The following is a 24,524-nucleotide window of genomic DNA, read 5'->3' as shown; positions in this document are numbered from 1 at the left end:
GTGCGCCCCGCCTCTGCCGGCGGGGCTGCTGGTCCGCTCCTGCCGCCCCCCGCCACCCCGGCGCCGGTCCATGGCGGTTGAAGGAGTGAAGAACATGGAACTCATGCACATCGACCTTGCGCGTCTCTCGGTATCGAGCCTGAACATGCGGGGCACGAAGAAGACCTGCGACATCGCCAACATCCTGCCCTCGGTGCGGGCGCGCGGCGTGCTGGTGCCGCTGATCGTCCGCGAACGGCCCGGCACGGGGGACAGCGGGGAAGACAGCCTCCCCGCTTACGAGATTCTCGCGGGCAAGCGCCGCTACCATGCCGCGCGCGTGGTGGCCGAAGAAGGTGGCGGCATCGAGGACCTGCCTTGCGCGGTGCTCGAACCGGGCGACGATGCGGCCGCCCTGGAAGCCTCGCTGATCGAGAACGTGGCCCGGCTCGATCCCGACGAGATGACCCGCTGCGAAACCTTCACCCGGCTGGTGCGCGAGGGGCGCGACGTGGAAAGCATCGCCCAGACCTTCGGGCTGACTGCCCTGCAGGTGAAGCGCACGCTGGCGCTCGGCAATCTGGTCCCGCGCCTGCGCCATCTCTACCGCGACGACCGCATCGATGCGGTCACCCTGCGCCACCTCACCATGGCGTCCAAGGCCCGGCAGCGCGAATGGCTGGCCCTCCATGACGACGCGGCGGCCTATGCGCCGACGGGCTCGTCGCTCAAGGCGTGGCTGTTCGGCGGGGCCTCGATTCCCGTGAGCGCGGCGCTGTTCGATGTGGCGGCCTATCCCGGCGAGATCGTCGCCGACCTGTTCGGCGAGGAGCGCTACTTCGCCTGTGCCGAGCTGTTCTGGAACGCCCAGAGGGAAGCCATCGCGGCGCGCGCCGAAGCCTTGCGCGACGCAGGCTGGAGCGACGTGGTCGTGATGGAGAGGGGCGATGCCTTCCACACATGGGAGCACGAGCGCAGGGCCAAGGCCAAGGGCGGCAGGGTCTATGTCGCCATCGGTCACAGGGGCGACGTGACCTTCCACGAAGGCTTCGTCACGGTGAAGGAAGCGCGGCGGCTGGAACAGGGGCAAGTGTTGGACAAGGTCGCGCGGCCCGAAGTGTCGAGCACGGTGAACGCCTATATCGACCTGCACCGCCACGCCGCCGTGCGGGCGAGACTGGTCGAGGATACCGGCCTGTCGCTGCGGGTCATGGTAGCCCATGCGATTGCGGGTTCCGCCCTGTGGTCGGTACGGATCGAACCGCAGAAGGCCCCCAACGATGCCGTGGCCGAGAGCGTCGAGAACTGCCTCTCGGAAAGCCTGTTCGATGCCCGGCGGCGCGCGGTTCTGGCCCTGCTTGGCTTCGACGTGGACACGCCGACCGTCACCGGGGGGCATTCCGGTGACGATGGGATGTGCGGGCTGCTGAGCCGGCTGATCGCGCTCGACGATGCCGCCGTCCTGCGCGTCATGACCGTGGTCATGGGCGAGACGCTCGATCTGGGCACCAGCCTGATCGAAATGCTGGGCGAGCACATGGGGCTGGCCATGGCCGATGTCTGGCAGGCCGATGACGCCTTGCTCGATGCCCTGCGCGACCGCGAGGTGATCGGGCACCTGCTGGCCGATGTCGCGGGCGAGAAGGTCGCCGCCGAGAACGCCAAGGCCACCACCAAGGTGCAGCGCGGGATCATCCGTGATTGCCTCACGGGCACCAACGGCAGGCGCAGCCGCGAGAGCTGGGTGCCGCGCTGGATGGCGTTCCCGGCCAGCGCCTACACGGAACGGGGCGGCGTCGGCAGTGCCGAACGGTCGGCGCGGATCGCCGAGGCTTCCGAGCCCGAAGCGGCCGAGCCCGACGCCCCGATCGCGCTGCCGCAGGCGGCCTGAAACCGGTGAGCCCGGCGGCGAAAGGCGCCGGGTTCCTCCCGACAGGAGGCAAGGCCCATGCAACAGGCTCCCGATCCCGAACGCCTGCACCGGATCGAAGCGGCGCTGCTCGAACTGTCCGACCTCGACCGCCAGATATTCCTCGCGATGCGGCTCGATGGAATGTCTGTTGAGGACATTGCCGGGCGCACGGGACTATCGCAGCGGCAGGTGGTGAAACGCCTCGGGCACGCCATCCGCCATCTGGGCAAGCGGCTGCGCGACAGGGACACGGACTAGCGATGGCCCCCGTCCTCCGCCCGCGGCCGGGGCCGGTCCCGTGCAGGACCGCCCCCGGCACTTTGCACTTGGCAACAAGGACGATAGGGGCAAGTCTGTGACGGTGAACGACGATCTTTCCCATCTGCCCGAAGGCAAGCGCGCCGAGCTCGCGCATGTGGTCGAGGTCGTGCGCGAGGGCTTCGCCTTCGCCACCGCGCAGCGCTCGCAGCCGCATTTGCGCGCCGGCAAACTCCTCAAGATCGTGCTGTTCGGCAGCTACGCGCGCGGCGACTGGGTCGAGGATCCTGTGGGCCGCTACTTCTCCGACTACGACCTGCTCGTCGTCGTCAACCACGACGACCTGACCGACGTCGCCGAGTTCTGGGAGAAGACCGAAGGCCGCCTTCTGGTGGAGCTGTCCGAAGGCAAGGTGCTGCGCACCCCGGTCAGCCTGATCTACCACAGCCTTGACGATGTGAACGACAAGCTGCGGCTCGGGCGCTACTTCTTCATGGACATCCTGCGCGAGGGGATCGTGCTCTTCGAGGAGCCCGGCCACCCGTTCGCCGAGCCCAAACCCCTGTCACCAGCGCAGGCGCTGGAGGAGACGCGCGAGTACTTCGAGGAGTGGTTTGAAAGCGCCGATGATTTTCTTGAAAGCGCATCGGATGCGATAGCGAAAGGGAAGGCAAAGCTGGCGGCCTTTCTCCTTCATCAGGCGACAGAGCGCTACTACCACTGCCTGTTCCTCGTCCGCACCTTGTACAGCCCCAAGACCCACAAGCTCAGCCGCCTGCGCGACATGGCCGAAGAAATGGAGCCGAGCCTGCGCGGGGTCTGGCTGCGCGACACCCGCTTCCAGAAGCGCTGCTTCTCGCTCCTGCGCGATGCCTATGTGAAGGCCCGCTACTCGCGTTCCTACCTCATCACCGCCGAACAACTCGACTGGATCGCCGAGCGCGTCGCCATCCTGCAAACCCTTGTCCGCGCGGCCTGCGAGAGCCGCATCGAGACCCTCGCCAGAGCGGCTTGAGGGCCTCTCAGGCCTCCTCGTCCACGGCAATATCGAGCGCCAGTTGCCGCGCGTCCGCCGCTTCCGGATCGGGCAGGGGCTCGAGCGTGCCCGCGCCGCAGGCAAGCGTGATCCAGTCGTAATCCCCCTCCAGTTCAAGCCGGTCGCTCGCCCCGTTGCGGGTAATCCTGGCGCGATGCGTGCCCGCCTTGGCGAGGGTAAACCGGCACGCGGAACTACCTTCCAGACAGGTCCCGCGCACCAGCGTTCCATCGGAAAACGCCAGCGAGAACCCTTCGGCCTGGCCGCGCAAGGGCACGTCGAGAACGGTTGCGATGGCGCCCGACAGATGCAGGCGTCCGCCTTCCTTGACGTCGATGTTCACGCCCACGTGCAGTTCCTTCATGCGACTCGGCAGGGCTGTATCGAATAGAACATAAAGCGAACATTGAGAAGGCGCTGCCAGGCCTGTTTGCGGGGCAGACGGATGGCAGCGGACAAGAATGGCAGGGGGTGCCGAAACAGTGCCAGGAAGGGTGCTGGAAAGAGGGTATTTGCAAGATAAAGCGAAGCACGCTTCGCCGCATTTGCCGGGGCAAAGCGTTGTCTGCACGTCGTTTTTCAGGGAGACGCCCTGTCTTCCTGACAGGGCGTTCGCGAGACGATCCGGCACCAGACGCCTCAAAAGCCACGCATTCCGGCGCCTTTGCCGCGAGATACTTGAGAAGGTCCCGGGGGCCTCCTCATATCCCGATCATGCCACAGGACGACGATCGCTTCGAGCCCCGTCTGGGCCACGCGCGCCGCGACAGCGCCGGCCGCGTTGGCGGGCGCGCCGGCAAGGGTCGCGCCCTCAAGGGCCGCATACTCGAGCAGGTCGCCCGGCGTGGCGGCAAGCCGCGTGGGGCCGGACCGAAGATCGACGGCGCGGCGGGACCGCGCTCAGGCCGCTTCAATGCGCGCGGACGCGGCGCGAAGCTGGCCGCCTCATTCCCGCGCGGATCGGGCTGGTCGTTCGATCGCGGATCGGGCCTGCGCGTGCGGCCGCGCCGGGTCACGGTCAAGGCCCGCGTGGTGAAGCTGGCCGGCAAGGCGCAAGCCGCCGCCGCCCACGTGCGCTACCTTGAGCGCGACGGCACCGCGCGCGATGGCGAGCCGGGCCGGTTCTACGCGACCTTTGCCGACGACGCCGACGCAAAAGCCTTTCTCGAACGGGGCGCCGAGGACCGCCACCAGTTCCGCCTGATCGTCTCGCCCGAGGACGGGCGCGCCTTCGAGGATCTCAAGGGCTTCACCCGTGACCTTATGGCCAGGATGGAAGAGGACCTCGGCACCACGCTCGACTGGGTCGCGGTCGATCACTTCGATACCGGCCATCCGCACAGCCATATCCTGATCCGGGGAAAGACCGAGGACGGCAGGACGCTCAACATCGCCGGCGACTACATCGCCCACGGCATCCGCCATCGCGGCTCGCAGATCATGACGCGCGCGCTCGGCCCGCAAAGCGAGATCGAGGTGCGCCAGCAGTTGCAGCAGGAAGTCGAGGCCGAGCGCCTGACCCGGCTCGACCGTTCGCTGATCAGGCTGGCGAGGGACAATACCGTCGATCTGGGCAGGCTCGATCCCGCGCAGGCCGGCGATCTCGACTACCGGCAGCTTCTGGTCGGCCGCGCCCGCGTGCTCGAACGCATGGAGCTGGCAACCAAGGCCGGGCCGCTGGCCTGGACGCTCGATCCCGAGACCGAGCAGGTGCTCAGCGCCATGGGCCGGCGCGGCGACATCATCCGCACCCTGCATCGGGACATGGCGCGTGCCTCCTGGCGCGACCTCAAGCTCCGGATGCCATCACCGGATGAGGCGCCCGAGCGCCTGGTGATCCATGGGCTTCCCCAGGGCCGGGGCGCCAAGCAGGCACCCGAAGCGCTCACCGGCCCGATCATCGGACAGGTCGTCGCGCGCGGCACGGCGGACGAGGAGCACGAGCGGCGCTACCTCGTCGTCGAGGGCATCGACGCGCGCCGCCATTACATCGACATCGGCCATATCCGCGAGCCGACGCCGCAGGGCGCGCTGGTGCGGCTCGAACCCAGGGTCGCGGCGGTGCGCGAAGTCGACCGCACCGTTGCCACGATCGCCGAAGCCAGCGGCGGGCGCTACACCATCGACATCCACTTGAAGCACGATGCCACGGCGACCGAGGACTTTGCCCGCGCGCACGAGCGCCGCCTCGAGGCGATCCGGCGTGCCACCGGCCGGATCGGGCGCGAGCCCGATGGCACCTGGCGCATCGCGCCCGATCACCTCGGGACCGTGCTCGCCTACGAGCAGCGGCGGATCGATGCCGAACCGGTCAAGGTCGAGGTCCTCTCGCCGAGGCCCATCGCGCAATTGGTCCATGTCCACGCCGAGACCTGGCTGGACCGCGAGCTGCAGGCCGGATGCCCGACCCCGTTCGCCTCGGGTGGATACGGGGCTGAAGTGCGCAAGGCCCTGGCGCTGCGCCAGCAGTGGCTGGTCGAGCAGGAACTGGCCGTCCGGCAGGACGGCGATGTGGTGTACCGCCAGGGCATGCTGCGCAGCTTGCGCGCGCGCGAGCTGCGGGCCGTCGCAGGGCAGCTGGCAAACGACCTGGGATTGCCCTTCGCCGAGGCGAAGGAGGGCCGGCCGATCGAGGGGACCTACCGGCGCACGGTGAACCTCACCTCGGGGCGCTTCGCGCTGATCGAGAAGTCCCGCGAGTTTACCCTCGTGCCCTGGCGGCCCGAGCTGGAAAAGCACCTCGGGCGCAAGGTTGCGGGGATCATGCGCTCCACGGGCTCGATCAGCTGGACGCTGGGCCGCGAGCGGGGCGGTCCCAGCATCGGCATGTAGGGCGCAAAGCCTCTCCTTGCCCCAACCGAGCCCATCTGGCCCCATCAGCCCCATTCCCCGGAACGCCCCGGACAGGGATGATCGGAGATGGCGGCGGATCGGTGAACCCCCTGGGCCGGTTCGTTGCCACCCCCTCCCATCCGGCAGGTCACCCATGACGAAAACCTACAAGACCCGGCACCAGCTCTTCCTGCCCCAGGACATGAGCCGCCGCCTTGCGCACCTTGCGCAAAGTTCGGGCCGCGCCCGTTCGGAAATCCTCGTCGAGGCGCTCGATGCCTGGTTCACCCGACGCGCCGCGCCCAGGACCGACGAGGCAACGGCCGCGCGCCTGACCCGCATCGAGCGCAACCTCGACTGGCTGCGCCGCAACGAGGGTCTCGTCTGGGAGATCATGGCGCGCCTCGTACGCCACCAGTTTATCGCCGCCGCGCAGGTACCGCCCACGAAGGAGGCCGTCGCGGCAGGTTCGAAGCGCTTTGCGGAACTGATCGACGAGGTGGCCGACCGGCTCGCCGGCAAGGCGCCGGGGCAGAGCAACGATCCGGCTATTGCCAAGCTGAGGTCGTTCCAGTGACCGCGCCGTCAAGCAAGCCGCAGGAGGTCCGGCCCGAGCCGCTGGCGGTGCGTGTGCCCGAGGCCTGTCGCATGATCGGGATCGGCAGGTCCAAGCTCTACGAACTGATCGCCGAAGGCTCGATCGCGGTCGTCAAGATCGGCGCCGTCACCCTCGTGCCGATGGATAGCCTGCGCGCGCTCGTCGAGCGGGGGCGTCGCCATCCTGCAAATTCCGGAAAGGAGAACTGACCATGCAAGCCCGGCACCTTCATCTTCATCTCATCGATGCCATCGTGCATGCAGCGGTGGTCACCATGCCGCAGAAGCTGCGCACCGATCTTGCGACCGACGACGAAATATTCCGGTTCCTCGCCGAGGACCTGGTGACAAAGCGGATCATGGAGGCGCTGCGGCAATGTGCAAGGACGGACGAGGAACCATCGGGTTAGATGCGCGGGTGGGACATAGGCGGGCACGGGCTGAAAGATACTCACCCGGCATGCTGGGGAACGCCGCCTCGAGCGGACGTTGGCGACTGACCGGACTCAGCACGGACGGCCCGGTAAGCGGACCTTCGCCGAGAGCGGTCTGTAATCTCACAAAGGATGGCTCGCTCGAACTTTAGCGACTGTACTCGTGCGCAAGGAGATCGTTCGGCTGCAGTCGATGCTTGCGTTGAAGTGACCTCAAGTTTCCCAAGAGCATATCAATGCCTGCACCTCAGCCATGGCTGGGGCGAAGGGAGCTCTGTGAGGCGGATCAGTCCAAGCGTGTATTGCACGAAGCGGAGCCTCACACTAGATGGTACTCGAGCAAGAGTGGGGGGTAGCTTGCCGCAAAAACAGGAAGTCATGGCGCAAGCATGGAATGCTTGCACAAAAATGGTCGAGGCAGCAACGAGGTCGTGCTCCACGCCACCGCCTACGACTGCTCCGACGGCAGCGCAGCCAAACTGGGATGCAATCGCAAATTCGTTTGCGTCCCTTTCCGTCGCCCTCACTTGGGGCACGATTCTACTCGCCATTGGCGCTGTTGTCGCAGGGGTTGCATGGGGCAAACATATCGCTAGAACAGCTGAGAACGAAGCGAGAACGGAAGCAAGGCGATGCGCGGAGCAGTTCATCCAGGAATGGCTAAGCCGTGACGCTCCGGGTATCATACGTTCACACGTCGATAATTTGCGAAATGCGACGTTGGGCGATGGCAACGACGATGCAGCGGCAGATGCCCTTGGCGAGGCAGCGGGATAATGGCTGATATATTGTCAGTACTCGAGTCTTTCAGAGGAACGGCCCCCGTCCCTGTTTTCGACATCGTGTCTCAGCTAGGCCTTGGCCCCGAATTCAAGCCACTCGAAGACGATGTGTCTGGTTGGATCGAGTTGGAACCATCTGGTGACTATCGGATCGTAATTAACTCTAACCATGCACCGGCGAGGAAGCGCTTCACGGCTGCGCACGAGTTAGGGCACTATATCTACCATCGAGACCTTCTCGGTGCTGGTACAGGAGATACCCGGGCGTATCGAGCTGAGCATTCGCCTTTGCCGAACGCCGCTATTCGACCTAGGCATGAGCGTCAAGCCAACACTTTCGCGGCTAACCTGCTGATGCCCGCTGAAGCAATTTCCCGCCTTCGTGCACAAGGCATAAGAGAAATCGATGAAATGGCAGAAAGCCTTGGTGTTTCTAGTGAAGCCCTTCGCATTCGCTTGGGATCTAACGAAATTATAGAAAGCCGAGTAACTTAACGCTTTTCACTCCAGAAAAATGAAGTCACACGACACAGATTAACGAGAAATTGTAACAGGGATCGATCGGTGAACGAGACGTGGTGGGTTAATGCGGGGCAGCTGGATCACGATCAAAAGTCTGTCCTTAGGACTGACCCCAGCGCAAGTCTGCTAATCAAGGGACCTCCCGGTTCTGGAAAAACCAACATTCTGCTGTTGCGGGCGAACTACGTCAAAGCAACCCACCCAAGAATCCTTTTTCTGACATTCACCAGAACGCTTACCGAGTTTATCCGATCAGGACCATCGATTGGAAGGCCGGATCAAATCCAGCGCAATGAAATAATGACCTTCATGAGGTGGGGGACAACGTTCCTAAATGAACGAGGCAACCCATTTGTGAGTCCGGGTGGGAACTTTAAGACCATCAGGAAGGCTTTATTCACACAAGTCAGTGAATACGTAAAAACAAATAAGCTAGGAAAATTCTATGACACCGTATTTCTAGATGAGGTGCAGGATTTTCGAGACGAGGAAATAAACGTCCTCTCCGATCTGTCTGAAACTCTAAATGCCGCCGGCGATTCTCGACAGTCCATTTGGGGGCACAAACAGGGGCTTCCAAAAATGGAAGGTGTTGCTGATGAGGTCGTGGAACTTGAGAAGCATTATCGCATAGGAATCAAAATCTGTCATTTTGCCGACCGAATTCTCCCACCGCAGGTGGGAGAGAGCTCGCTTGCAGAAAATTGTTACTATGATGAAGCCTCCAGGCCATCCTCAATTACGCCAATTTCGTCCGGTTCAAGTGAAGAACAATATAGGCTGTGCCTAGATCGCTTGAAACGACAGATACGATATATCAATGACGAGCCGATCCTCGTTATGGCACATACCCAAGCCACACGCGACGCGTTTTGGAACGCGCTGGAGGTCGATGGCGATCTTGTTGGCAAGTCTATCATTCAAAGCAGTGAGGGCTACGAGCCTTTTGGTCCGGATTCATTGATCAGAGTTATGACCATAGCATCTGCCAAGGGATCGGAGGCTAGGGCTGTGCACATTCTCAAAGCGGATAGGCTGGACGCAACACTACGAGAGCTCGCCTTCACCGGGGTGACCCGAGCAAAGACTGAAGTTGCACTTTATCATACGGGACCTTTGCCTGGCCACCTTCAGCCGCCGAGCGAAGAGCTTCCCGAAATCGATGATATTTTCTGAGAGAGCGGCGTTATGATTTATCGAGCAATCCGAACAAGCCGCGAAAATTTGCCCGAGATATTGGCGGGCTGTAACGCAAATCATTTTCACGAGATCGGCCTCAAGGAGATATCCTCAGCAGAACTTGCTCGCGATGAAATATTTGTCGGCTTCTTTGGAGCCGACGTGTTCGACCCCAATCCGGACTTTATCGTCTGCAACCCTGATTCTTACAGCGATTTTGTGGCATGGCTCGCGGCTTTCTTACCGGGTCATTCACCGATTTCTCAGTGGTGCAGGGTGTGGCGATCCAACGATTTCGCGATGTTGACGAACGCAAAGGCAAAACCTTTCCTTGCTCATTCTTTGGCTGCGTGGACGGGCGCTATCATGGCCGAATTGAGCGCCGAACGCGGGGGTGGTTCGTTGGCTGACGTAACTGGCCTATCCGCCATGAGAACTGGCACCTTCTGTGCGGCCCGAGCTACTGCGCTTTGGTCTATTTTTGACCAATATGACGAATTGGCAAAGCGCCTTACAACAATTTCAGGCAGCGATCAGCAGTTCTGGAAGTCATACGATGAAATCTCGGCATTGTGGTATGTTTTGTGCGGTGACACATGGCTGACCAAACTTCCTAATCGAGCAAGTGGCTTTGACGAACTTCGAATGCTCTTCCGATCATCGAACGGAATGGAGACCATTGAGCCCGATTCAATCCAAGGTGCGGCAAGGCATTTTGGAAATCATTTCCGAACACCCGACCTTGTCCACTGCAGCATTGGACCGCAGTCTCGACGAGTTGACGCGCTCGACAAGGTAGCATCCCAGCTGGCTGCAGCTTCTATAAAAGCCCACTCCAATGTAATACTTGGTTTTGCAGCAAGCTTAATTGATCCTGGCGCCGCAGTCATGCCTGCCTTGCTCAAGCAATACTCGCAGGAATTTCCGGTTGCTCAGATATGGGCCGGGGCGTTTGCTGGCATTTGGTCTCCAGCTCGAGTGCTGGGAGAACAAGGGGGATTAGGTCGAATTGTGGCGAAGGAAATTTTGGCGCCGACTGACCTTTTCTCCAAGCCCACCGCTGATATAGCTTTCGCTGAGTTCGAGCGGTGGCGGGGCAATTCATCGTCAAGGGATATCGGACTGCGTGGCGCCAGCCCCCGCATAACGGTCGTGGAATTGCTTCCCGGCATTTCCATCCCGCTATCGATTTCGCGCGTTGAGCCAACGCGCGACAACCGAGCCAGCGCATCTGGTGGCCGTCAACAGACCTTCGATCTTGAAGGTGATAAAAACCGGCTGCCGTCGGCAGAGGAGAAAACCGCCACTCCAATCAGCCTAGAAGGACTTGCTCGGCGATTGCGCGACTTGGAGCAGAAAGTCGAAAGCATTAGCGCAAAGACGGCGCGACCCACTACGGGGAGTAAAAAACGCCTCTGATTTCGCCCGGGCGCACCTGAGTAGCCCCTAGATTTCTGGACGCCTTCGATCCTAATTTTGAGGACAGGAGGCGACGATGGGGAAGCCCAATTTCAGTGATGAGTTCAAGCGTGACGCGGTGGCCCAGATCACCGAGCGAGGGTATCCGGTAGCCGAGGTTTCGCAACGGCTCGGTGTCAGCCAGCACTCGCTGTATTCGTGGAAGCGGCAGCTGGCGCGGCAGGTGTCCGGCGATGCCAGCAAGGATGCCGAGATCCGCCAACTGGAGCGCGAGCTGGCCCGGGTGACCGAGGAGCGCGACATCCTAAAAAAAGCCACCGCGTATTGCGCCAAGGATGCAAAGTGAGATACGCGTTCGTTGCCGAGCATCGTAACGAGTTCAGGGTTCGGGCGATGTGTCGGTGCCTGCGCATCCAGCCCAGTGGTTTCTATGCATGGCAGAAGAGCCCGTTGAGTCAGCGGGCTCGGGAAGATGCTCGGCAGACAGAGTTGATCCGGCGGTCCTGGAACGACAGCGGCAAGGTCTATGGCTACCGCAAGCTGCATGATGATCTGCTGGATCATGGCGAGACCTGCTGCCCGAACCGCGTTGCGCGGTTGACCAGACTTGCAGGTATCAAGGCGCAGATCGGCTACAAGCGCCGGCCGGGCAGCTATTGCGGTAAACCGTCCCTGGCAGTCGACAACACGCTGGATCGCCAGTTCGACGTAGCGGCGCCAGACAAGGCTTGGGTGACAGACATCACCTACATCCGCACCCTGGAAGGCTTCGCCTATCTGGCTGTCGTGATCGACCTGTATTCCCGCCGCGTGGTGGGATGGTCGATGCAGAGCCGGCAGACCGCCGATGTGGTGCTGCAGGCGCTGCACATGGCCGTATGGCGGCGCAAACCGAAGCAGCGGGTGTTGGTCCACTCGGATCAGGGCTCGCAGTTCACCAGCATGGACTGGGCGGCCTTCATCCGGGCTCACAATCTTGAGCACTCGATGAGCCGGCGCGGCAACTGTCATGACAACGCTGTGGCGGAGAGCTTCTTCTCGTCGCTCAAGCGTGAGCGCATCCGCCGCCGGACATACAAAACCCGCGAAGAAGCCCGGCAGGACGTGTTCGATTACATCGAGATGTTCTACAACCCGGTGCGCAAGCAGGTCAGGAACGGCATGCTGTCGCCAGTCGAGTTCGAACGGCAGCAGATTTTGAAAGTTGAAGGCGTCTAGAAAACTAGGGGCTACTCAAATTGATCTGATAGAGATGCCACATCGTCAGACAGCCAACTTACCGCGAAGTACCTTCCCGACCAGAAGGCTTTCGAGAAGAGGTGCCTGCGACCGCTCGCCGTTCCAATAGGATAGCAGGCGCGCGATCGCTTGCTCGTAGTTCATGGTGGCTTCAAGAGCGTCAATAAGGCTCATATCGAACTGAAGTTCGCTCTGCGGTTCGTTGCAGACTACCTCGTAGATTACTTGGTCTGCACGTCTATATGGCTGAGGGTATCGGAGCTCGATACTCTCCCGCTCGAAGACTTCCGCCAACCTTTCAGCATCCTCAATCGTTTGAAAGGCGAATATGCTCGTCAACCTTGATGGCAGGTCAGGGCGGTGCTTCAGTCTCACCCGCTCACACAGATGCGCCCAAAACGCGGCGCTCCTCTCGGTGAACGGTTTAATCGAGGCTCCTCGCGCGACGATATCGCCGATCACATCTTTGAACGTCGCCCCAGTTTTGGCGGATTCGTCCTGAACGAGCTGGTATATTTGCTCGTCTTGGCCGTACTGTGCAAACTTACGACCATGAGGGACGATAGCGTCATGCCGCGCGTCTTCGTAGCGTTTTTTGCCTTCAATCCGATAAAACATACTATTTTCACTGCTTCTGATGGAGGGATGTCCATGTTGATTCGGACAAGGAAACTTCGCAAACGTGTCGCTACGGACGTAATATCTCAATTGATCGGCTTCACAAACTCGCTGAGAGGCGACATTTGATAAAACCCTCCGTTCGCCGCGTCGCGGTTGAACGGTAGAAATGTCCCACATGCCGCCTTCCGCACTCGACCATTGCCGGACGATCCGGATCTATCTGCCGAACGGCAGTTTGAACCGCGCCGGGATTGTCGGAGGCCCTAACTCCTGAGAGGAAGGGTCTACGATGAGCAAGACGACGAACAAGTTTGCCCCGGAGGTTCGTGATCGGGCAGTCCGCATGGTGCTGGACCACGAAGCCGATCATCCATCCCGCTGGGCGGCGATCACATCCATTGCCGAGAAGATCGGCTGTTCGGGGCACACGCTGCTGGAGTGGGTGAAGAAGGCTGAGGTGAACAGCGGCAAGCGTGCCGGCGTTCCCACCGAGCTGGCAGACCGTCTCAAGGCGCTGGAGCGCGAGAACCGTGAGTTGCGCCAGGCCAACGAGATTCTGCGCAAGGCTTCCGCATATTTTGCCCAGGCGGAGCTCGACCGCCCGTTCAAGCGATGACCAGCTTCATTGATGAGCATCGGGGTGATTATGGGGTCGAGCCGATCTGCCGGGTTCTGCCGATCGCCCCATCCACCTACCACGAACGTGTGGCACAGCGCCGCGATCCGTCCCGTCTGTCACCACGTGACCAGCGCGACGAGGCGATGAAGCCCGAGGTTCGGCGCGTGTTTGACGCCAACTTCAAGGTCTACGGCGTGCGCAAGGTGTGGCGGCAGATGCAGCGCGAGGGCTTCGACATTGCCCGCTGCACGGTGGAACGGCTGATGCGCGAGCTGGGCTTGCAGGGTGTGATCCGGGGCAAGCCGGTGAAGACGACGATCAGCGACAAGGCCGCACCGTGTCCGCTCGATCGGGTCAACCGCCAGTTCTACGCCCCAGCGCCGAACATGCTGTGGGTGTCGGACTTCACCTATGTCGCGACCTGGGCGGGGTTCGTCTACGTGGCCTTCGTGATCGACGTTTACGCCCGCTATATCGTGGGCTGGCGGGTGAGCACGACGGCGCATGCCAGCTTCGTGCTGGATGCCCTGGAACAGGCGATCCATGATCGGCGCCCGGTCCATCGTGGTGGCCTGATCCACCACAGCGACCGCGGCAGCCAGTATGTCTCGATCAAGTATACCGAGCGCCTTGCCGAAGCCGGCATCGAGCCATCGGTGGGCAGTGTCGGCGACAGCTACGACAACGCATTGGCCGAGACGATCAATGGCCTTTACAAGGCCGAGGTGATCCACCGGCGAGGTCCGTGGCGATCCTTTGAAGCCGTTGAATACGCCACGCTCGAATGGGTGGACTGGTTCAACAACCGCCGACTCCTCGCGCCCATCGGCAACATCCCACCGGCTGAAGCCGAGGAACGCTACTACGCCATGCTGGACGACACCCCCATGGCCGCATAATTTAAGCTGAATGGCCTCCGGCAAGCCCGGGGCGGTTCAGTTCCTGACGAAAGGCGCCATTGGTTAGTCCTTGAGACGCCGGGCAGCTTGGCGCGTCATTCCGAGGTTTTCAGCGACGAAGCTGCCGATCCTGATAAGGAACCGATGTTCACGGGGCAATCTTACCGGACGCGCCGCGAACCGCTCCAGTGAATCTTGTGCGGCTCGGCACTCGGCGGAAAAAGGTCGCGCCTTGAGCCGGACCTCACGTAACTCAGAAGTGACAACGACGAACGATGTTGGGGTTTGACTGTGGATCGGCGTGCAAAAAGGACCCCGTTAGCGGGGTGATCGGCGTCTAAAAGGGACCCCTCATTTCGATAGCTTACACAGCCGCGTGGAAGTTCATGCGGCGAGATCGGGATGTTGGTTTTGGAGACAGTGGTTCGTATCCGGCGTGAGTATGCCGGCGGGAAGGCGATCAAGGCGATCGCGCGTGATCTGCATGTGTCGCGGAAGGTAATCCGCAAGGCGATCCGGGCGCCGGAAGGCGCATTTGATTATCGGCGCAAGGTTCAGCCGCTGCCGCGGATCGGTCCGTTTCAGGATCGGCTGGATGTGCTGCTGGAAGAGAACGAGTTACGGGGCCGACGTGACCGGCTTCGGATGACCCGTATCCACGACCTTCTGGTGCGTGAGGGTTTCGAGGGCTCTTACGATGCCGTGCGCCGCTATGCGGCACGGTGGAAGATCGAGCGGCGCAGGGATGTCGGAGACGGGACGACTGCCTTTATTCCGATGCTGTTCCAGCCCGGCGAGGCCTACCAGTTCGACTGGAGCCACGAGGATGTCGAGATCGCCGGCAAGCCGATGCGGGTAAAGGTCGCGCACATGCGGCTGTGCGCATCGCGGGCTGTGTATGTCCGGGCCTATCCACGCGAGACCCAGGAGATGCTGTTCGACGCGCATGCGCGCGGCTTTGCCTTCTTCGGCGGCGTGCCCCGGCGCGGCATCTACGATAATATGAAGACGGCGGTGACGAGCGTGTTCACCGGCAAGGACCGGGTGTTCAACCGGCGGTTCCTGATCATGGCCAACCATTATATGGTCGAGCCCACGGCCTGCTCGCCGGCGGCGGGATGGGAGAAGGGTCAGGTCGAGAACCAGGTGCAGACGATCCGAGGGCGCTTCTTCCAGCCCCGTCTGCGGTTCGCCAGCCTCGAGGAGCTCAATGGCTGGCTGGAAGCTGAGTGCCGACGCTGGGCCGAACGGCAGGCCCATCCTGAGCAGGGCGACCAGACCGTGGCGCAGATGCTGGAGATCGAACGTCCTGCATTACAGTCGATGCTGGGGCCGTTCGACGGCTTCAACGAGAGCGAGCACGGCGTGTCGGGCACCTGCCTGATCAGCTACGATCGCAACCGTTACTCGGTCCTCTCGACAGTGGCGCGGCGCACTGTGCAGGTTCGGGCCTATGCCGACCGTATTGTCGTGCGATGCGGCGATGAGGTCGTCGCTGAGCATCCCCGCTTCTTCGGGCGGAACCGCACCATCTATGATCCCTGGCACTATCTGCCGGTGCTGGCCCGCAAGCCCGGCGCTTTACGCAACGGAGCACCCTTCCAGGACTGGGAACTGCCGCCGGCGCTCGCCCGATTGCGACGCAAGCTGGGTAACGGCGATGATGCCGATCGGCGGTTCGTGCGCGTGCTGGCGGCCGTGCTGACCGATGGCCTGGAACTCGTCGAAGCCGCCGTGCGGGAGGCACTGGCAACCGGCACGGCGAGCGACGACTTGATCCTCAATATCCTGGCACGGCGCCGCGAACCGCCGCGACCGCTGACGATCGTCACGTCGGAGGACAATGCCCTGCGGCATCCGCCGATCGCCGACTGTGCCCGTTACGACCAACTGAGGAACTTTCATGCAGCGGCATGACATGATCGACGCGATGCGCGGGCTCGGACTCAAAGGGATGGCCGGCGCGTTCGATGAGACCGTCACCACAGGGCTTCAGCGCCAGCGCACGACGATGGAGATACTGACCGATCTGCTGCGTGCGGAGGCAACGCACCGCCACGCCGCCTCGATCCGATACCGGATGGCGGCCGCCAAGCTGCCGGTGGTGAAGGACATTGATGCTTTCCACTTCGAGGGGACGCCGATCAACGAGGGGCTGGTCCGTTCGCTGCACGGCGGGGCGTTCCTCCCCGCACGGCGCAATGTCGTCCTGGTCGGTGGCACCGGCACCGGCAAGACCCATCTGGCCATCGCCATCACCGCCAATGTCGTCCGCGCTGGAGCGCGGGGGCGTTACTTCAACACCGTTGATCTGGTGACCCGCCTCGAAGAGGAAGCCCGGATCGGCAAAAGCGGCGCGCTTGCCGCCCAGCTCTCTCGCCTCGACCTCGTCGTGCTCGATGAGCTTGGCTATCTTCCCTTCGCCCGTTCAGGCGGGCAGTTGCTGTTCCATCTGGTCAGCAAACTTTACGAGCAAACCAGCGTCATCATCACGACCAACCTGGCGTTCGGAGAATGGCCGACGGTGTTCGGCGACCCCAAGATGACCACCGCTCTCCTCGATCGCGTCACCCATCATTGCGACATCATCGAGACCGGCAATGACAGCTGGCGCTTCAAGAACCGAAACTGATCCCTGCCGCACGCAGGATTAAGGTGCCTTGCGCTGCGCGCGCCTCCGGTCGGGCTCCGCCCTCCCTACGCCGCGCGCAGCGCAAGGCGCGTTCCTCGACCGTCCTGCCATCGTTGAGAGGGGGTCCCTTTTGCGCGCCGATCGGGGGTCCCTTTTGGACGCCGATTGACACAGGTTTGTTTAGGCATCACCTGGATTACCACAGATCCAGTTGCTGGAAGGCAAGTTCCTGTTCGCAAGTGACGGAACTACATGCGGCAGGAAGATGGTCGCACCGATCAGCGCAGCGGCGACGGCTGAGATCAGCACCGCGCCAGCAGCCACGTCCTTCGCTGCCTTGATAGCGGGATTATAGCTGCGGGTTACGGCATTGCATGCCTGTTCGACGGCCGTGTTGAGCGCCTCCGCTGCAAGGACCAGCGCAATCGCAAAGATGAGCCATCGCCATTCGGAGAGGCTGAGGTGCAAGCGCAAACCGGCAATCACAGCGAATAGGGCAGCGGCTAGGTGGATGCGTACATTGGGCTCGTTGCGCACCAGGAACGCTAGGCCGGCAAAGGCATGGGAGAAACTCTGCAATCGACCGGTGGCGCGCAAAGGGGGATCACTCGCAGCAGGTTGGTGCTTGAGCCGCCAGGCCAAGGGGTTCGTTCGCAGCAGGACGAAGGGGCGCATGAAGAGACCTAACAGGGCGGCGAAGATCGTGCAGCAGATCATGGCGCGGATCAGACCACGGGCTCTAGGGAAAGACTGGTGCGGCCCACCAATTGCAGGCGTAGTAATGCCCGCCCTCCCGCATCCGCCTTGAGAAAGGGCTGGTCATCGATCCCTGTGCGGTAATGCCGATCCGGTATCAGGCCGCCGAACTCGAGAAGCGGCCTCGAAGTCCCATGGCCTGGATGAAGCACAAGTTTCAGACCGCGTCCCTCGCACATGGCGCGCGCCACCAAGACATCGGGATAGGGAGCCGAAATGAGGCGCGGTCCATGTTCATGGGCTGGCCTTTCAACAAGCTGGCGAAACCCATCGGGAGCGCCGCTCCGGGCCAGCATTTCCAACGCGTGCGCCCAGAGCGAGGCACGTTCGCGGTGGATTACGCCATCGACTTCGCGCGACGGGCATTCGATTTCGAGACGTCGCAGACATTCCCCCGCGATTGCCGTGTCTCCCATTTCCACTGCGGCCGCCGCAGTGGCGGCATAGCTCGACGCCCGGCTGAAGCCGTAGTTGCCGACGTCTACTGGCCAGAACAACCGCTGCCACGACCCATGATCGAGACGCTTGCGGACGCGCCACCAGTGCTCCTGCGCGCGTTCGGGCGACAGGGCGTTCAGAAAGAGGCAGGGGAAGGCCTGCATGACGATGCCACCGGGTGCCGGGGGCGCAATGCCGGTAAGCGCAGAGCGGAAGGCAATGAAACTCCCATCGCGCCGCGTGGCCTCGCGGTCCAGGCTCGCGAGAAACGGTTCAGCCAGTTGCTGCCAGCGATCGGTGCCGAGACGTCCGTCGACGGCCGTGACCCCGGCCATCGTGATGAGGTTGCATAGCGGATAGATCCAGTTGGGCTCACACGCCAGCAACCCATAAGGCGATGTGCGGTACTGCCGATCGAGCAACGCCATGATCTGGTCCAGCCCATAGGATAGCTGCACCTTGCCACGATGATGCAATTCCAGCCTGCTGGCGCCACCCACCGCCATCTGCAGCGCGGTGAAGCCGGAATACATGATGTTCTGGTGCCGCACCGGATCGCCGTCGAAGCGCAGATTGCCCCAGGTGTTTTCCAGCCTCCAATAGCCCCACATCCTCCGATCGCCGATCTTCGTCAGGAGATGTTGTTGCGCTTCGGCAAAGTGGCACGATGCGGCAGGCGCGTAGCGTCGCTGCGCCAATGCCAGCGTATAGGCCATGAAATTGACCTGATAGCGCACGGCCGCCGTCTGGAACTGGTCCCGCCATTCGAAACCATCGAACCGTCTTGTCGGCTGCAGCGCCCGATCGAGCAGGAGGCGTATCCGCCGCATCATTTCTGGTGAGAGTTCGTCAGGAATCGCGATCGGCTCGCGGGTGATCGCTGGACAGCGCGCGGCCGAAGGTTTCGTGCATCCGGCCTGTTTGCCCGGTATCAGCCAGGCAAACAGGCATGCCATCAAAACGGCGGGCCCGATAAGCCAGGGCAAGGCTGTGTCACTCGGCGTAGCGGTAAGGCCGAACCTGGCTGGGGCGTTCGCAAGAAGCGCCGCGCCTGTCCAGGCAAGCACGGGTGCAATGACATTGCCGGTTGCGAACCAAAGCAGCAAAGCGACAAGGAACAAGCTCAGGCCGACACCGCACAGGACGCTAGCGAGCATCACCTGATTGGCCGACGCCCAATGCAGGAAACCGGCACCTGGGAAAGTCATTCCGAGTAGCACCGGTCGGACGGCAGGACTGACTTTGCTGTCCATGGCCAATGCACCGGTGACGGTCAGGAGAAAGGCGTAGACAAGAAGTGCGTTTGCCTGTCGCTGGCGATACCGCGCCCTCATCCTGTATTGAAAATAACTTTGCATCATAGAGTAATAGCGTAAAAAGGGGGCTGCGTCACGCTTGCTGGAATCGTCCGCCGGGATGGCACGGCGAGCAGGCGTGCCGGTCATGCCGTTTTCTCCCGCAGATCACTGGCGTGGACACCGCGCCTCGCACTTCGCAGCACCTGTTCGAGAACACCGAGATAATCCGAGAAGCGTGTGCGTCCCTCGTCGGTCAACTGGCAGGTCGTGAGCGGCCGCCGGCCTTCGAAGCCCTTGGTGACGGACAGCATGCCGGCCTCCTCCAGAATCTGAACGTGGCGGCTGAGATTGCCGTCCGTCAGCGCGCATAGTTCGCGCAGTTCGGTAAAGCTCAGGCCCTTGGGATGGTCGGCAAGCGAGGTCATGATGCTGAGCCGAGCCTTCTCATGAAGAACGCGGTCCAGCCCCTCGAAAGAGAAAGGTGCTTTGTCACCCTTGGCCATGGGAAGTTCCTTTGGAAGCATGATGCAAGATGGCGGCAACGATCCATTGCCCGATGCCGAACGGTACGCCCATGAGCCAGGCAGTAGGCGCGCCATCTTGCCCGCTCAGGGACAATGATCCCGCTGCCGCTACGAAATAGAATGCCGCCGCCCAGATCATCTGCCTTGGCAGGCTAGGCAGCACGGCGAAGATGCCCACGCCCATCAGCAATTGCCAGATGCCAGGCAAGAGGCGGGCATGCTCGGGTACGCGCAGCAGCACCACGATCCCCGCAACTGCACCGGCGGCCGCCATCGGCATGAAGCGATTGAGCGTGGTGCTCAGCATCCGGCCGGCCATCGACCTGTGCAGGGTACGAGCGCGAATGATGGCTTCCGTTCCGATCATGAAGGCGCAAATCGCCGCGAGGAGAACCCAGATGAACAAATTGCTCTCGTGCGTGGCGGTTTGCCACGCTGCAAGCGCAACTGCCAACGCGCCAGTCAGCGCCACCACACCTGGCGCGAGCCCCTGAAAGCGACTGCTGGCGGCAAGCTGCTCGCGCAAGCGGGCGATGTCATCCAAAGCGGAATTGAGATCGTTCATACGCGATTGCATAGCAGATTACTCTACATTGTAAAGCTATCTATCTCGCAGTGATGTGGCTAGGTCCGCCGCCCGAACTGCCAGTTTGACCATCGCCATGTCCGCCACCGCATGGGAAGCTGACACAGCTGCCCATGCTCAAGGAGGTGCCAAAGCCCGAATATCTGTTGCAGTGGAGTCACCGGTGATCGCGGTTGAGAATGGCGTGTCCGGGCGCACTTGGCGTTGGCGCGATCATGAACGCGGGTAATCTGATCAAGCACCAAGGCGAGGCGTCCAGCGACAGCCCGTTGCGTGATTTCGCCAAGACCCTGTGCTCAAGGGCGGCGTCATCGTCCGGCTGTGGCTCTGAATGGTTTGCCCCGGAAAGTCAACGCCGCATATGCGGATCAGACCGCGGCACGGGTCGCGATAACGTCCTCGTAGCGCGCATCCGCCAGGTCGAGTTCCGGCCATGGCGCCGCCGTTTCGGTGGTCAGCACCAGCTTGCCAAGTCCGGACAGGCGGAAGCTGCCGAGTTTCGGTTCCTGCACGGCCGCGCCATCCTGCTCCATGGCGACGGCGTCGCAGTAGAACTTGCCATTGCGGCGATAAAGCAACTGGGGCGCCACCTGTGTCGCCGTGCGATTGTAGGTCCAGCGCAGGCACAGGCCAAGGTGCAGCGCCTGCAGGATCATGTGCAGCGCCTCGGCTTCCCGATCATCGGCGACGGGGAGATCCTGTGGATTAAGCGGGGGCGTCTGGCTCGGCTTTGTCATGTCCGTCCCTCTTGCCGCTCCGCTCGCGATCCGCAACACCTTCTTTGATGCGGAGTGTTTCCATTCCCGTCCATAGCCGGCAAGCGATGCTACCGTATCCTGCCGCAGAGATCGAATCCGGCGCGCGGCGTTGCCATTGTCAGGCCCGGGACGTACAGCGCGAGCGGTCCCCCCTATGGGCAAGGTTGCCCGGCTTGGGGAGACGAGAAGGGGAGCGCTGACTTGACAGGTTCTTCGTTGGATCATGCCTCCGCAGACGGCAGCGGCATGCCGGGGCTGGTCCGCCCGTCGCTGGCGCAGGCGATCAAGCGCGGATTTATCGGTCGCTGCCCCCGCTGTGCGCGTGCGAAACTGTTTCGGGCTTTCCTCAAACCCGTGGACCGCTGCCCCGATTGCCAGCAGGATTGGTCGTGCCAGCGTGCGGATGATTTTCCCGCCTATCTCGCGATCCTGTTGACGGGCCATCTCGTCGCGCCGCTGATCATCGCGGTGGAACTCGATTTCGCGCCGCCGGCCTGGGTGCAGATGACGTTGTGGCCCGCGATCGTGGCGGCGATGGTGATTGCGCTGATCCAGCCAGCCAAGGGCGCGGTGATCGCGGCCCAATGGCGACTGGGCCTGCACGGTTTCTCGACATCCGACATGCCGGCTGCGGATGCCGACGCCAGCGGTGGCGCCAGCAACTGAGGTCTTGCGCCATCGGATGCCCCATCCAGTAGGCGACGGCCAGGATACCGATACAGGCGCCGTGCGCCGCAAGCCGATCCGTCAAGCAGTGGCGCGCTGCGAATTGGGCATGACGGCCAGCCGGCGCAGTCCGTCGATGTTGAGAACGGTCAGCCTTTTGCCATGCAATTCGATAAGTCTTTCTGCCCGCAACATCTGCAGCACACGATTGACGTGAACGGCTGACAGGCCAACGATATCAGCCAGATCATATTGGGTTAGGGGCATGACGTAGCGATTTTCTATGACGTGGCATGTGCGTTTCAGCCGCTCGAACAGTTCGCACAGCAGGCTGCACAGGCGCTCGGTGGCCGATAGGCGGCCAAGATTGAAGATCCACTGTTCGCGGCGGTTCAGGACCGTGAGCAGCGATTCCAGTATGCTGGTCATTCCATCGGCCTCTTGCGAGGTTCTGCGGTGAATACCCGTCAGGGACAGTGATCGTGCGCGTAGCCGCGTCAGAGCGACAACGGGCAGCGTCGCCGATCCCTGGAAAAGCCATTGTGGTTCGCAGTATTCACCGGGAAGAAACAGCGTAATGATTTGCCGGCGTCCATCGATCAGCAACCGGTACTGACAGGCCCAGCCTTCCTCAATCTTGAAAATATGGTCCGTTTTCTGGGCATGGCGCGCGAGATATTCGTGCCTGTGAAAGACACGATTGCCGTCGCGCGTGGATAACGCTTCTTCTATCATCAATACTATCCCGGATTTTTCTGATTGGTACAGTGCGCCACCGGGATGTTGGGGGATTCACATAAGTTTATTGGCGCGATAAAGTCCGACCAAGCGTTCCGGGAAGTCGACGGACGCCCTATGGCCCGCTTGCCTGTCAGCGCCCGAACTGCAGATAGCTTGGCCGGAAATGGCAGTAAGCCTCCAGCGCGGCCGGGTCCGGCATGGTGATGCGCCCTCCCTGCCAATGGATGAGGTCACGCGCGCGCAGATCCTGGATCACGCGATTCACATGCACTGTGGAAAGGCCTGTGGCTTCTGCGAGGTGGATCTGCGTGAGTGGCGAGTCGAACCCGTCGGATGTAGCGACCCCTATCGCCCGCAGACGGTGCGCGAGCTCGCAAAACAGATGGCCGATGCGCTGGCGTGCGCTGCGCGCTGCGACGTTGCGCGTCCATTCGCGCTGAATGGCGAGCGTGGCGGTTCCTTCGATGCCAAGGGCCAGACGGATTCTGGGTGACTGGGTCCGGACCAGTTCGACGGCATCGGACAGAACCAGGGCGCAGTGCATCTTGTCGATGGCGCCAATGGAATGATCGATCGTTCCAGCCACCGGGAAAACCGGATTGCACAGGTCGCCGGGTAGGAGAAAGGCCACTATCTGGCGGCTTCCGTTTTCCAGCAGTTTGTACCGGCATCCCCACCCATCGAGCACGATCTTGAGGAAATGGATGTGATCGCCTTCGCGCACGAGATCGCCGCCGGCTTTCACCGTGCGGATTTCGGTGTCTACGAGATCATCCACCAGCGCCATGTCCGTCGAGGACAGGTCGGCATATTGCAGGAGTTTCAGGGCAAGTGGGCCTGACATGCTTGCTGGTCCCTTCAGCTGTTCCTTGAGCGTCGCGCCGATGCAACGCCGGCGGCTTCGGCTGGTTTCCGGTTGCGATCATGCAAGGCCTTTCGGATCACCCGTTGACGATCGTTCCCCCGTTGGGATGAAGCACCTGACCGCTCATGTAGCTGGAATCCGCGCAGGCGAGGAACAGGAACGAGGGCGCCACCTCGTTGGGTTCGCCCGGCCTTCGCATCGGCGTGTCTTCTCCGAAAGACCTGACCTGTTCCGGTTCAGCGCCGCCGCCGGGGTTCAGCGGAGTCCAGATCGGGCCTGGCGCTACGGCGTTGACCCGGATGCCCTTTTCCACGAGGTTTTCGCTCAGTGACCGGGTGAAGGCCGTGATCGCGCCTTTGGTCGCGCTGTAATCGAGCAGGTGGCGCGAGCCTTTGTAGGCCGTAACGCTGGTGCAGTTGATGATCGCCGATCCAGGTTCCAGATGATCCACGACGGCCTGCACCATATGAAACATCCCGAAGATGTTGCTGCGGAATGTCTGTTCCATTTGCGCGGAGGAGATATCGCGGATGTCGGTTGCTGGGTGCTGTTCGCCGGCGTTGTTGACGAGAATGTCGATCCTGCCAAAGCGGTTGACGATTTCGGCCACGCATTGTTCGCAGAATTGCGCGTCGCCGACATCGCCCTGCAAGGCGACGCCCCGCCGACCTTCCGCCACAACCATTTCAATCGTGTTGCTGGCGTCGGTGCTATCGTGACGGTAGACGATCGCCACGTCCGCTCCCTCGCGCGCGAACAGGGCGGCAACAGCGCGGCCGATGCCGCTATCCCCGCCGGTCACCAAGGCCACCTTTTCCGCAAGGCGATCCGATCCCGCAAAGACGGGCTGCCACCGCGGCGCCCGCGCGAGCGCTTCCTCCTGGCCCAGTCGTCCCGTCGCACGCGCTCCCTGATTTTCGGCCATGTGGGCC

General features: G+C 62.1%; 25 protein-coding genes and 1 other annotated feature. Of the genes, 15 read left to right on the top strand and 10 right to left on the bottom strand.

Annotated features, from left to right (window positions below; all coding sequences use genetic code 11):
• Positions 1-94: 94 nt before the first annotated feature.
• The 3 genes from NMD1_RS20055 (at position 95) to NMD1_RS20045 (ending at position 3,164) form a co-directional block, all read left to right on the top strand.
• On the top strand, positions 95-1,870 hold the full coding sequence (locus NMD1_RS20055) for a ParB/RepB/Spo0J family partition protein (RefSeq protein WP_125956821.1): 1,776 nt from the start codon (positions 95-97) through the stop codon (positions 1,868-1,870).
• Positions 1,871-1,927: 57 nt separating this feature from the next.
• Positions 1,928-2,149, top strand: a complete 222-nt coding sequence (locus tag NMD1_RS20050; RefSeq protein WP_125956819.1) for an RNA polymerase sigma factor — start codon at positions 1,928-1,930, stop codon at positions 2,147-2,149.
• Between the two features lie 97 nt (positions 2,150-2,246).
• Complete coding sequence (locus NMD1_RS20045; protein WP_233497852.1) at positions 2,247-3,164, top strand: HEPN domain-containing protein; 918 nt, start codon at positions 2,247-2,249, stop codon at positions 3,162-3,164.
• Between the two features lie 7 nt (positions 3,165-3,171).
• Here NMD1_RS20045 and NMD1_RS20040 read toward each other — a convergent pair whose 3' ends face one another.
• Positions 3,172-3,549, bottom strand: a complete 378-nt coding sequence (locus NMD1_RS20040; RefSeq protein ID WP_125956816.1) for a hypothetical protein — start codon at positions 3,547-3,549, stop codon at positions 3,172-3,174.
• Positions 3,550-3,899: 350 nt separating this feature from the next.
• Here NMD1_RS20040 and NMD1_RS20035 point away from each other — a divergent pair, with 350 nt between their 5' ends.
• From NMD1_RS20035 to NMD1_RS20000, 8 genes are all read left to right on the top strand, one after another.
• Complete coding sequence (locus tag NMD1_RS20035) at positions 3,900-6,017, top strand: DUF3363 domain-containing protein (RefSeq protein ID WP_125956813.1); 2,118 nt, start codon at positions 3,900-3,902, stop codon at positions 6,015-6,017.
• Between the two features lie 154 nt (positions 6,018-6,171).
• A complete protein-coding gene (locus NMD1_RS20030) occupies positions 6,172-6,594 on the top strand; it encodes a hypothetical protein (protein ID WP_125956810.1) in 423 nt (140 codons plus the stop codon).
• Positions 6,591-6,824, top strand: coding sequence for a helix-turn-helix domain-containing protein (locus NMD1_RS20025; protein WP_125956808.1), 234 nt, complete (start codon positions 6,591-6,593; stop codon positions 6,822-6,824). Before NMD1_RS20030 ends, NMD1_RS20025 begins: the two co-directional genes overlap by 4 nt.
• Before the next feature lie 2 nt (positions 6,825-6,826).
• Entirely contained in the window at positions 6,827-7,024 is a 198-nt protein-coding gene (locus NMD1_RS20020; RefSeq protein WP_125956805.1) for a hypothetical protein, read from the top strand.
• 800 nt (positions 7,025-7,824) lie between these two features.
• Positions 7,825-8,325 (top strand): ImmA/IrrE family metallo-endopeptidase, encoded by a 501-nt coding sequence (locus tag NMD1_RS21790; protein ID WP_125956803.1) that lies wholly within the window; start codon positions 7,825-7,827, stop codon positions 8,323-8,325.
• A gap of 69 nt (positions 8,326-8,394) precedes the next feature.
• Positions 8,395-9,528, top strand: a complete 1,134-nt coding sequence (locus tag NMD1_RS20010; protein WP_125956801.1) for an ATP-binding domain-containing protein — start codon at positions 8,395-8,397, stop codon at positions 9,526-9,528.
• 12 nt (positions 9,529-9,540) lie between these two features.
• Positions 9,541-10,950 (top strand): hypothetical protein, encoded by a 1,410-nt coding sequence (locus NMD1_RS20005; protein ID WP_125956798.1) that lies wholly within the window; start codon positions 9,541-9,543, stop codon positions 10,948-10,950.
• 76 nt (positions 10,951-11,026) lie between these two features.
• Positions 11,027-12,168 (top strand): IS3 family transposase gene (locus NMD1_RS20000; protein WP_125956796.1). Its coding sequence is split into 2 segments (ribosomal slippage): positions 11,027-11,267 and positions 11,267-12,168, totalling 1,143 coding nucleotides; the frame shifts between segments, so codons are not numbered across the junction.
• A gap of 45 nt (positions 12,169-12,213) precedes the next feature.
• Here the strand turns inward: NMD1_RS20000 and NMD1_RS19995 are convergent.
• Complete coding sequence (locus NMD1_RS19995; protein ID WP_125956794.1) at positions 12,214-12,807, bottom strand: hypothetical protein; 594 nt, start codon at positions 12,805-12,807, stop codon at positions 12,214-12,216.
• 292 nt (positions 12,808-13,099) lie between these two features.
• Between NMD1_RS19995 and NMD1_RS19990 the strand changes: the two genes are divergently transcribed.
• The 3 genes from NMD1_RS19990 to istB all read left to right on the top strand — a co-directional run bounded on the left by NMD1_RS19990 (position 13,100) and on the right by istB (position 16,960).
• Positions 13,100-14,328 (top strand): IS3 family transposase gene (locus tag NMD1_RS19990; protein WP_125956792.1). Its coding sequence is split into 2 segments (ribosomal slippage): positions 13,100-13,388 and positions 13,388-14,328, totalling 1,230 coding nucleotides; the frame shifts between segments, so codons are not numbered across the junction.
• Positions 13,381-13,497 (top strand) — a sequence feature (AL1L pseudoknot). It overlaps the preceding gene by 117 nt.
• A 402-nt stretch (positions 14,329-14,730) precedes the next feature.
• Positions 14,731-16,245 carry an IS21 family transposase gene (gene istA, locus NMD1_RS19985; protein WP_125953070.1) on the top strand — a complete coding sequence of 505 codons (1,515 nt, stop codon included), beginning with the start codon at positions 14,731-14,733 and terminating at the stop codon, positions 16,243-16,245.
• Positions 16,232-16,960: an IS21-like element helper ATPase IstB gene (gene istB, locus NMD1_RS19980; RefSeq protein ID WP_125953069.1), complete on the top strand. Its 729-nt coding sequence runs from the start codon at positions 16,232-16,234 to the stop codon at positions 16,958-16,960. The genes istA and istB overlap by 14 nt, the downstream gene beginning before the upstream one ends.
• Positions 16,961-17,140: 180 nt before the next feature.
• Here the strand turns inward: istB and NMD1_RS19975 are convergent, their stop codons facing one another.
• From NMD1_RS19975 to NMD1_RS19955, 5 genes are all read right to left on the bottom strand, one after another.
• Entirely contained in the window at positions 17,141-17,677 is a 537-nt protein-coding gene (locus tag NMD1_RS19975; protein ID WP_233497850.1) for a diacylglycerol kinase family protein, read from the bottom strand.
• Between the two features lie 8 nt (positions 17,678-17,685).
• A complete protein-coding gene (locus NMD1_RS19970) occupies positions 17,686-19,599 on the bottom strand; it encodes a hypothetical protein (RefSeq protein ID WP_125956790.1) in 1,914 nt (637 codons plus the stop codon).
• Positions 19,596-19,955, bottom strand: coding sequence for a transcriptional regulator (locus NMD1_RS19965; protein WP_124811334.1), 360 nt, complete (start codon positions 19,953-19,955; stop codon positions 19,596-19,598). Before NMD1_RS19965 ends, NMD1_RS19970 begins: the two co-directional genes overlap by 4 nt.
• On the bottom strand, positions 19,942-20,541 hold the full coding sequence (locus NMD1_RS19960; protein WP_124811333.1) for a hypothetical protein: 600 nt from the start codon (positions 20,539-20,541) through the stop codon (positions 19,942-19,944). The genes NMD1_RS19965 and NMD1_RS19960 overlap by 14 nt, the downstream gene beginning before the upstream one ends.
• Before the next feature lie 389 nt (positions 20,542-20,930).
• Positions 20,931-21,299, bottom strand: a complete 369-nt coding sequence (locus tag NMD1_RS19955; RefSeq protein ID WP_125956787.1) for a hypothetical protein — start codon at positions 21,297-21,299, stop codon at positions 20,931-20,933.
• A 222-nt stretch (positions 21,300-21,521) separates the two neighbouring features.
• Here NMD1_RS19955 and NMD1_RS19950 point away from each other — a divergent pair, with 222 nt between their 5' ends.
• The gene (locus NMD1_RS19950; RefSeq protein ID WP_233497848.1) at positions 21,522-21,986 is read left to right on the top strand and encodes a DUF983 domain-containing protein; all 465 of its coding nucleotides are present in this window, start codon (positions 21,522-21,524) and stop codon (positions 21,984-21,986) included.
• 81 nt (positions 21,987-22,067) lie between these two features.
• On the opposite strand, the gene NMD1_RS19945 is transcribed toward NMD1_RS19950, so the two are convergent.
• From NMD1_RS19945 to NMD1_RS19935, 3 genes are all read right to left on the bottom strand, one after another.
• Entirely contained in the window at positions 22,068-22,721 is a 654-nt protein-coding gene (locus tag NMD1_RS19945) for a Crp/Fnr family transcriptional regulator (RefSeq protein ID WP_125956785.1), read from the bottom strand.
• Between the two features lie 136 nt (positions 22,722-22,857).
• Positions 22,858-23,571: a Crp/Fnr family transcriptional regulator gene (locus NMD1_RS19940; protein WP_124811330.1), complete on the bottom strand. Its 714-nt coding sequence runs from the start codon at positions 23,569-23,571 to the stop codon at positions 22,858-22,860.
• 97 nt (positions 23,572-23,668) lie between these two features.
• Positions 23,669-24,517: an SDR family oxidoreductase gene (locus NMD1_RS19935; protein ID WP_125956899.1), complete on the bottom strand. Its 849-nt coding sequence runs from the start codon at positions 24,515-24,517 to the stop codon at positions 23,669-23,671.
• Positions 24,518-24,524: the final 7 nt, after the last annotated feature.

This window comes from Novosphingobium sp. MD-1 (assembly GCF_001014975.1).
GTDB lineage: Bacteria > Pseudomonadota > Alphaproteobacteria > Sphingomonadales > Sphingomonadaceae > Novosphingobium.
The sequence above is the reverse complement of the archived record's forward strand: the minus strand, read 5'-3'. Positions and strand labels throughout refer to the sequence as shown.

Coding starts and splice junctions, on each gene's coding strand:
- NMD1_RS20055 (WP_125956821.1), top strand. CDS start 95: ATGGAACTCATGCACATCGACCTTGCGCGTCTCTCGGTATCGAGCCTG.
- NMD1_RS20050 (WP_125956819.1), top strand. CDS start 1,928: ATGCAACAGGCTCCCGATCCCGAACGCCTGCACCGGATCGAAGCGGCG.
- NMD1_RS20040 (WP_125956816.1), bottom strand. CDS start 3,549: ATGAAGGAACTGCACGTGGGCGTGAACATCGACGTCAAGGAAGGCGGA.
- NMD1_RS20035 (WP_125956813.1), top strand. CDS start 3,900: ATGCCACAGGACGACGATCGCTTCGAGCCCCGTCTGGGCCACGCGCGC.
- NMD1_RS20030 (WP_125956810.1), top strand. CDS start 6,172: ATGACGAAAACCTACAAGACCCGGCACCAGCTCTTCCTGCCCCAGGAC.
- NMD1_RS20020 (WP_125956805.1), top strand. CDS start 6,827: ATGCAAGCCCGGCACCTTCATCTTCATCTCATCGATGCCATCGTGCAT.
- NMD1_RS21790 (WP_125956803.1), top strand. CDS start 7,825: ATGGCTGATATATTGTCAGTACTCGAGTCTTTCAGAGGAACGGCCCCC.
- NMD1_RS20005 (WP_125956798.1), top strand. CDS start 9,541: ATGATTTATCGAGCAATCCGAACAAGCCGCGAAAATTTGCCCGAGATA.
- NMD1_RS19995 (WP_125956794.1), bottom strand. CDS start 12,807: ATGTTTTATCGGATTGAAGGCAAAAAACGCTACGAAGACGCGCGGCAT.
- istA (WP_125953070.1), top strand. CDS start 14,731: ATGTTGGTTTTGGAGACAGTGGTTCGTATCCGGCGTGAGTATGCCGGC.
- istB (WP_125953069.1), top strand. CDS start 16,232: ATGCAGCGGCATGACATGATCGACGCGATGCGCGGGCTCGGACTCAAA.
- NMD1_RS19975 (WP_233497850.1), bottom strand. CDS start 17,677: ATGATCTGCTGCACGATCTTCGCCGCCCTGTTAGGTCTCTTCATGCGC.
- NMD1_RS19970 (WP_125956790.1), bottom strand. CDS start 19,599: ATGACCGGCACGCCTGCTCGCCGTGCCATCCCGGCGGACGATTCCAGC.
- NMD1_RS19965 (WP_124811334.1), bottom strand. CDS start 19,955: ATGGCCAAGGGTGACAAAGCACCTTTCTCTTTCGAGGGGCTGGACCGC.
- NMD1_RS19960 (WP_124811333.1), bottom strand. CDS start 20,541: ATGAACGATCTCAATTCCGCTTTGGATGACATCGCCCGCTTGCGCGAG.
- NMD1_RS19955 (WP_125956787.1), bottom strand. CDS start 21,299: ATGACAAAGCCGAGCCAGACGCCCCCGCTTAATCCACAGGATCTCCCC.
- NMD1_RS19945 (WP_125956785.1), bottom strand. CDS start 22,721: ATGATAGAAGAAGCGTTATCCACGCGCGACGGCAATCGTGTCTTTCAC.
- NMD1_RS19940 (WP_124811330.1), bottom strand. CDS start 23,571: ATGTCAGGCCCACTTGCCCTGAAACTCCTGCAATATGCCGACCTGTCC.
- NMD1_RS19935 (WP_125956899.1), bottom strand. CDS start 24,517: ATGGCCGAAAATCAGGGAGCGCGTGCGACGGGACGACTGGGCCAGGAG.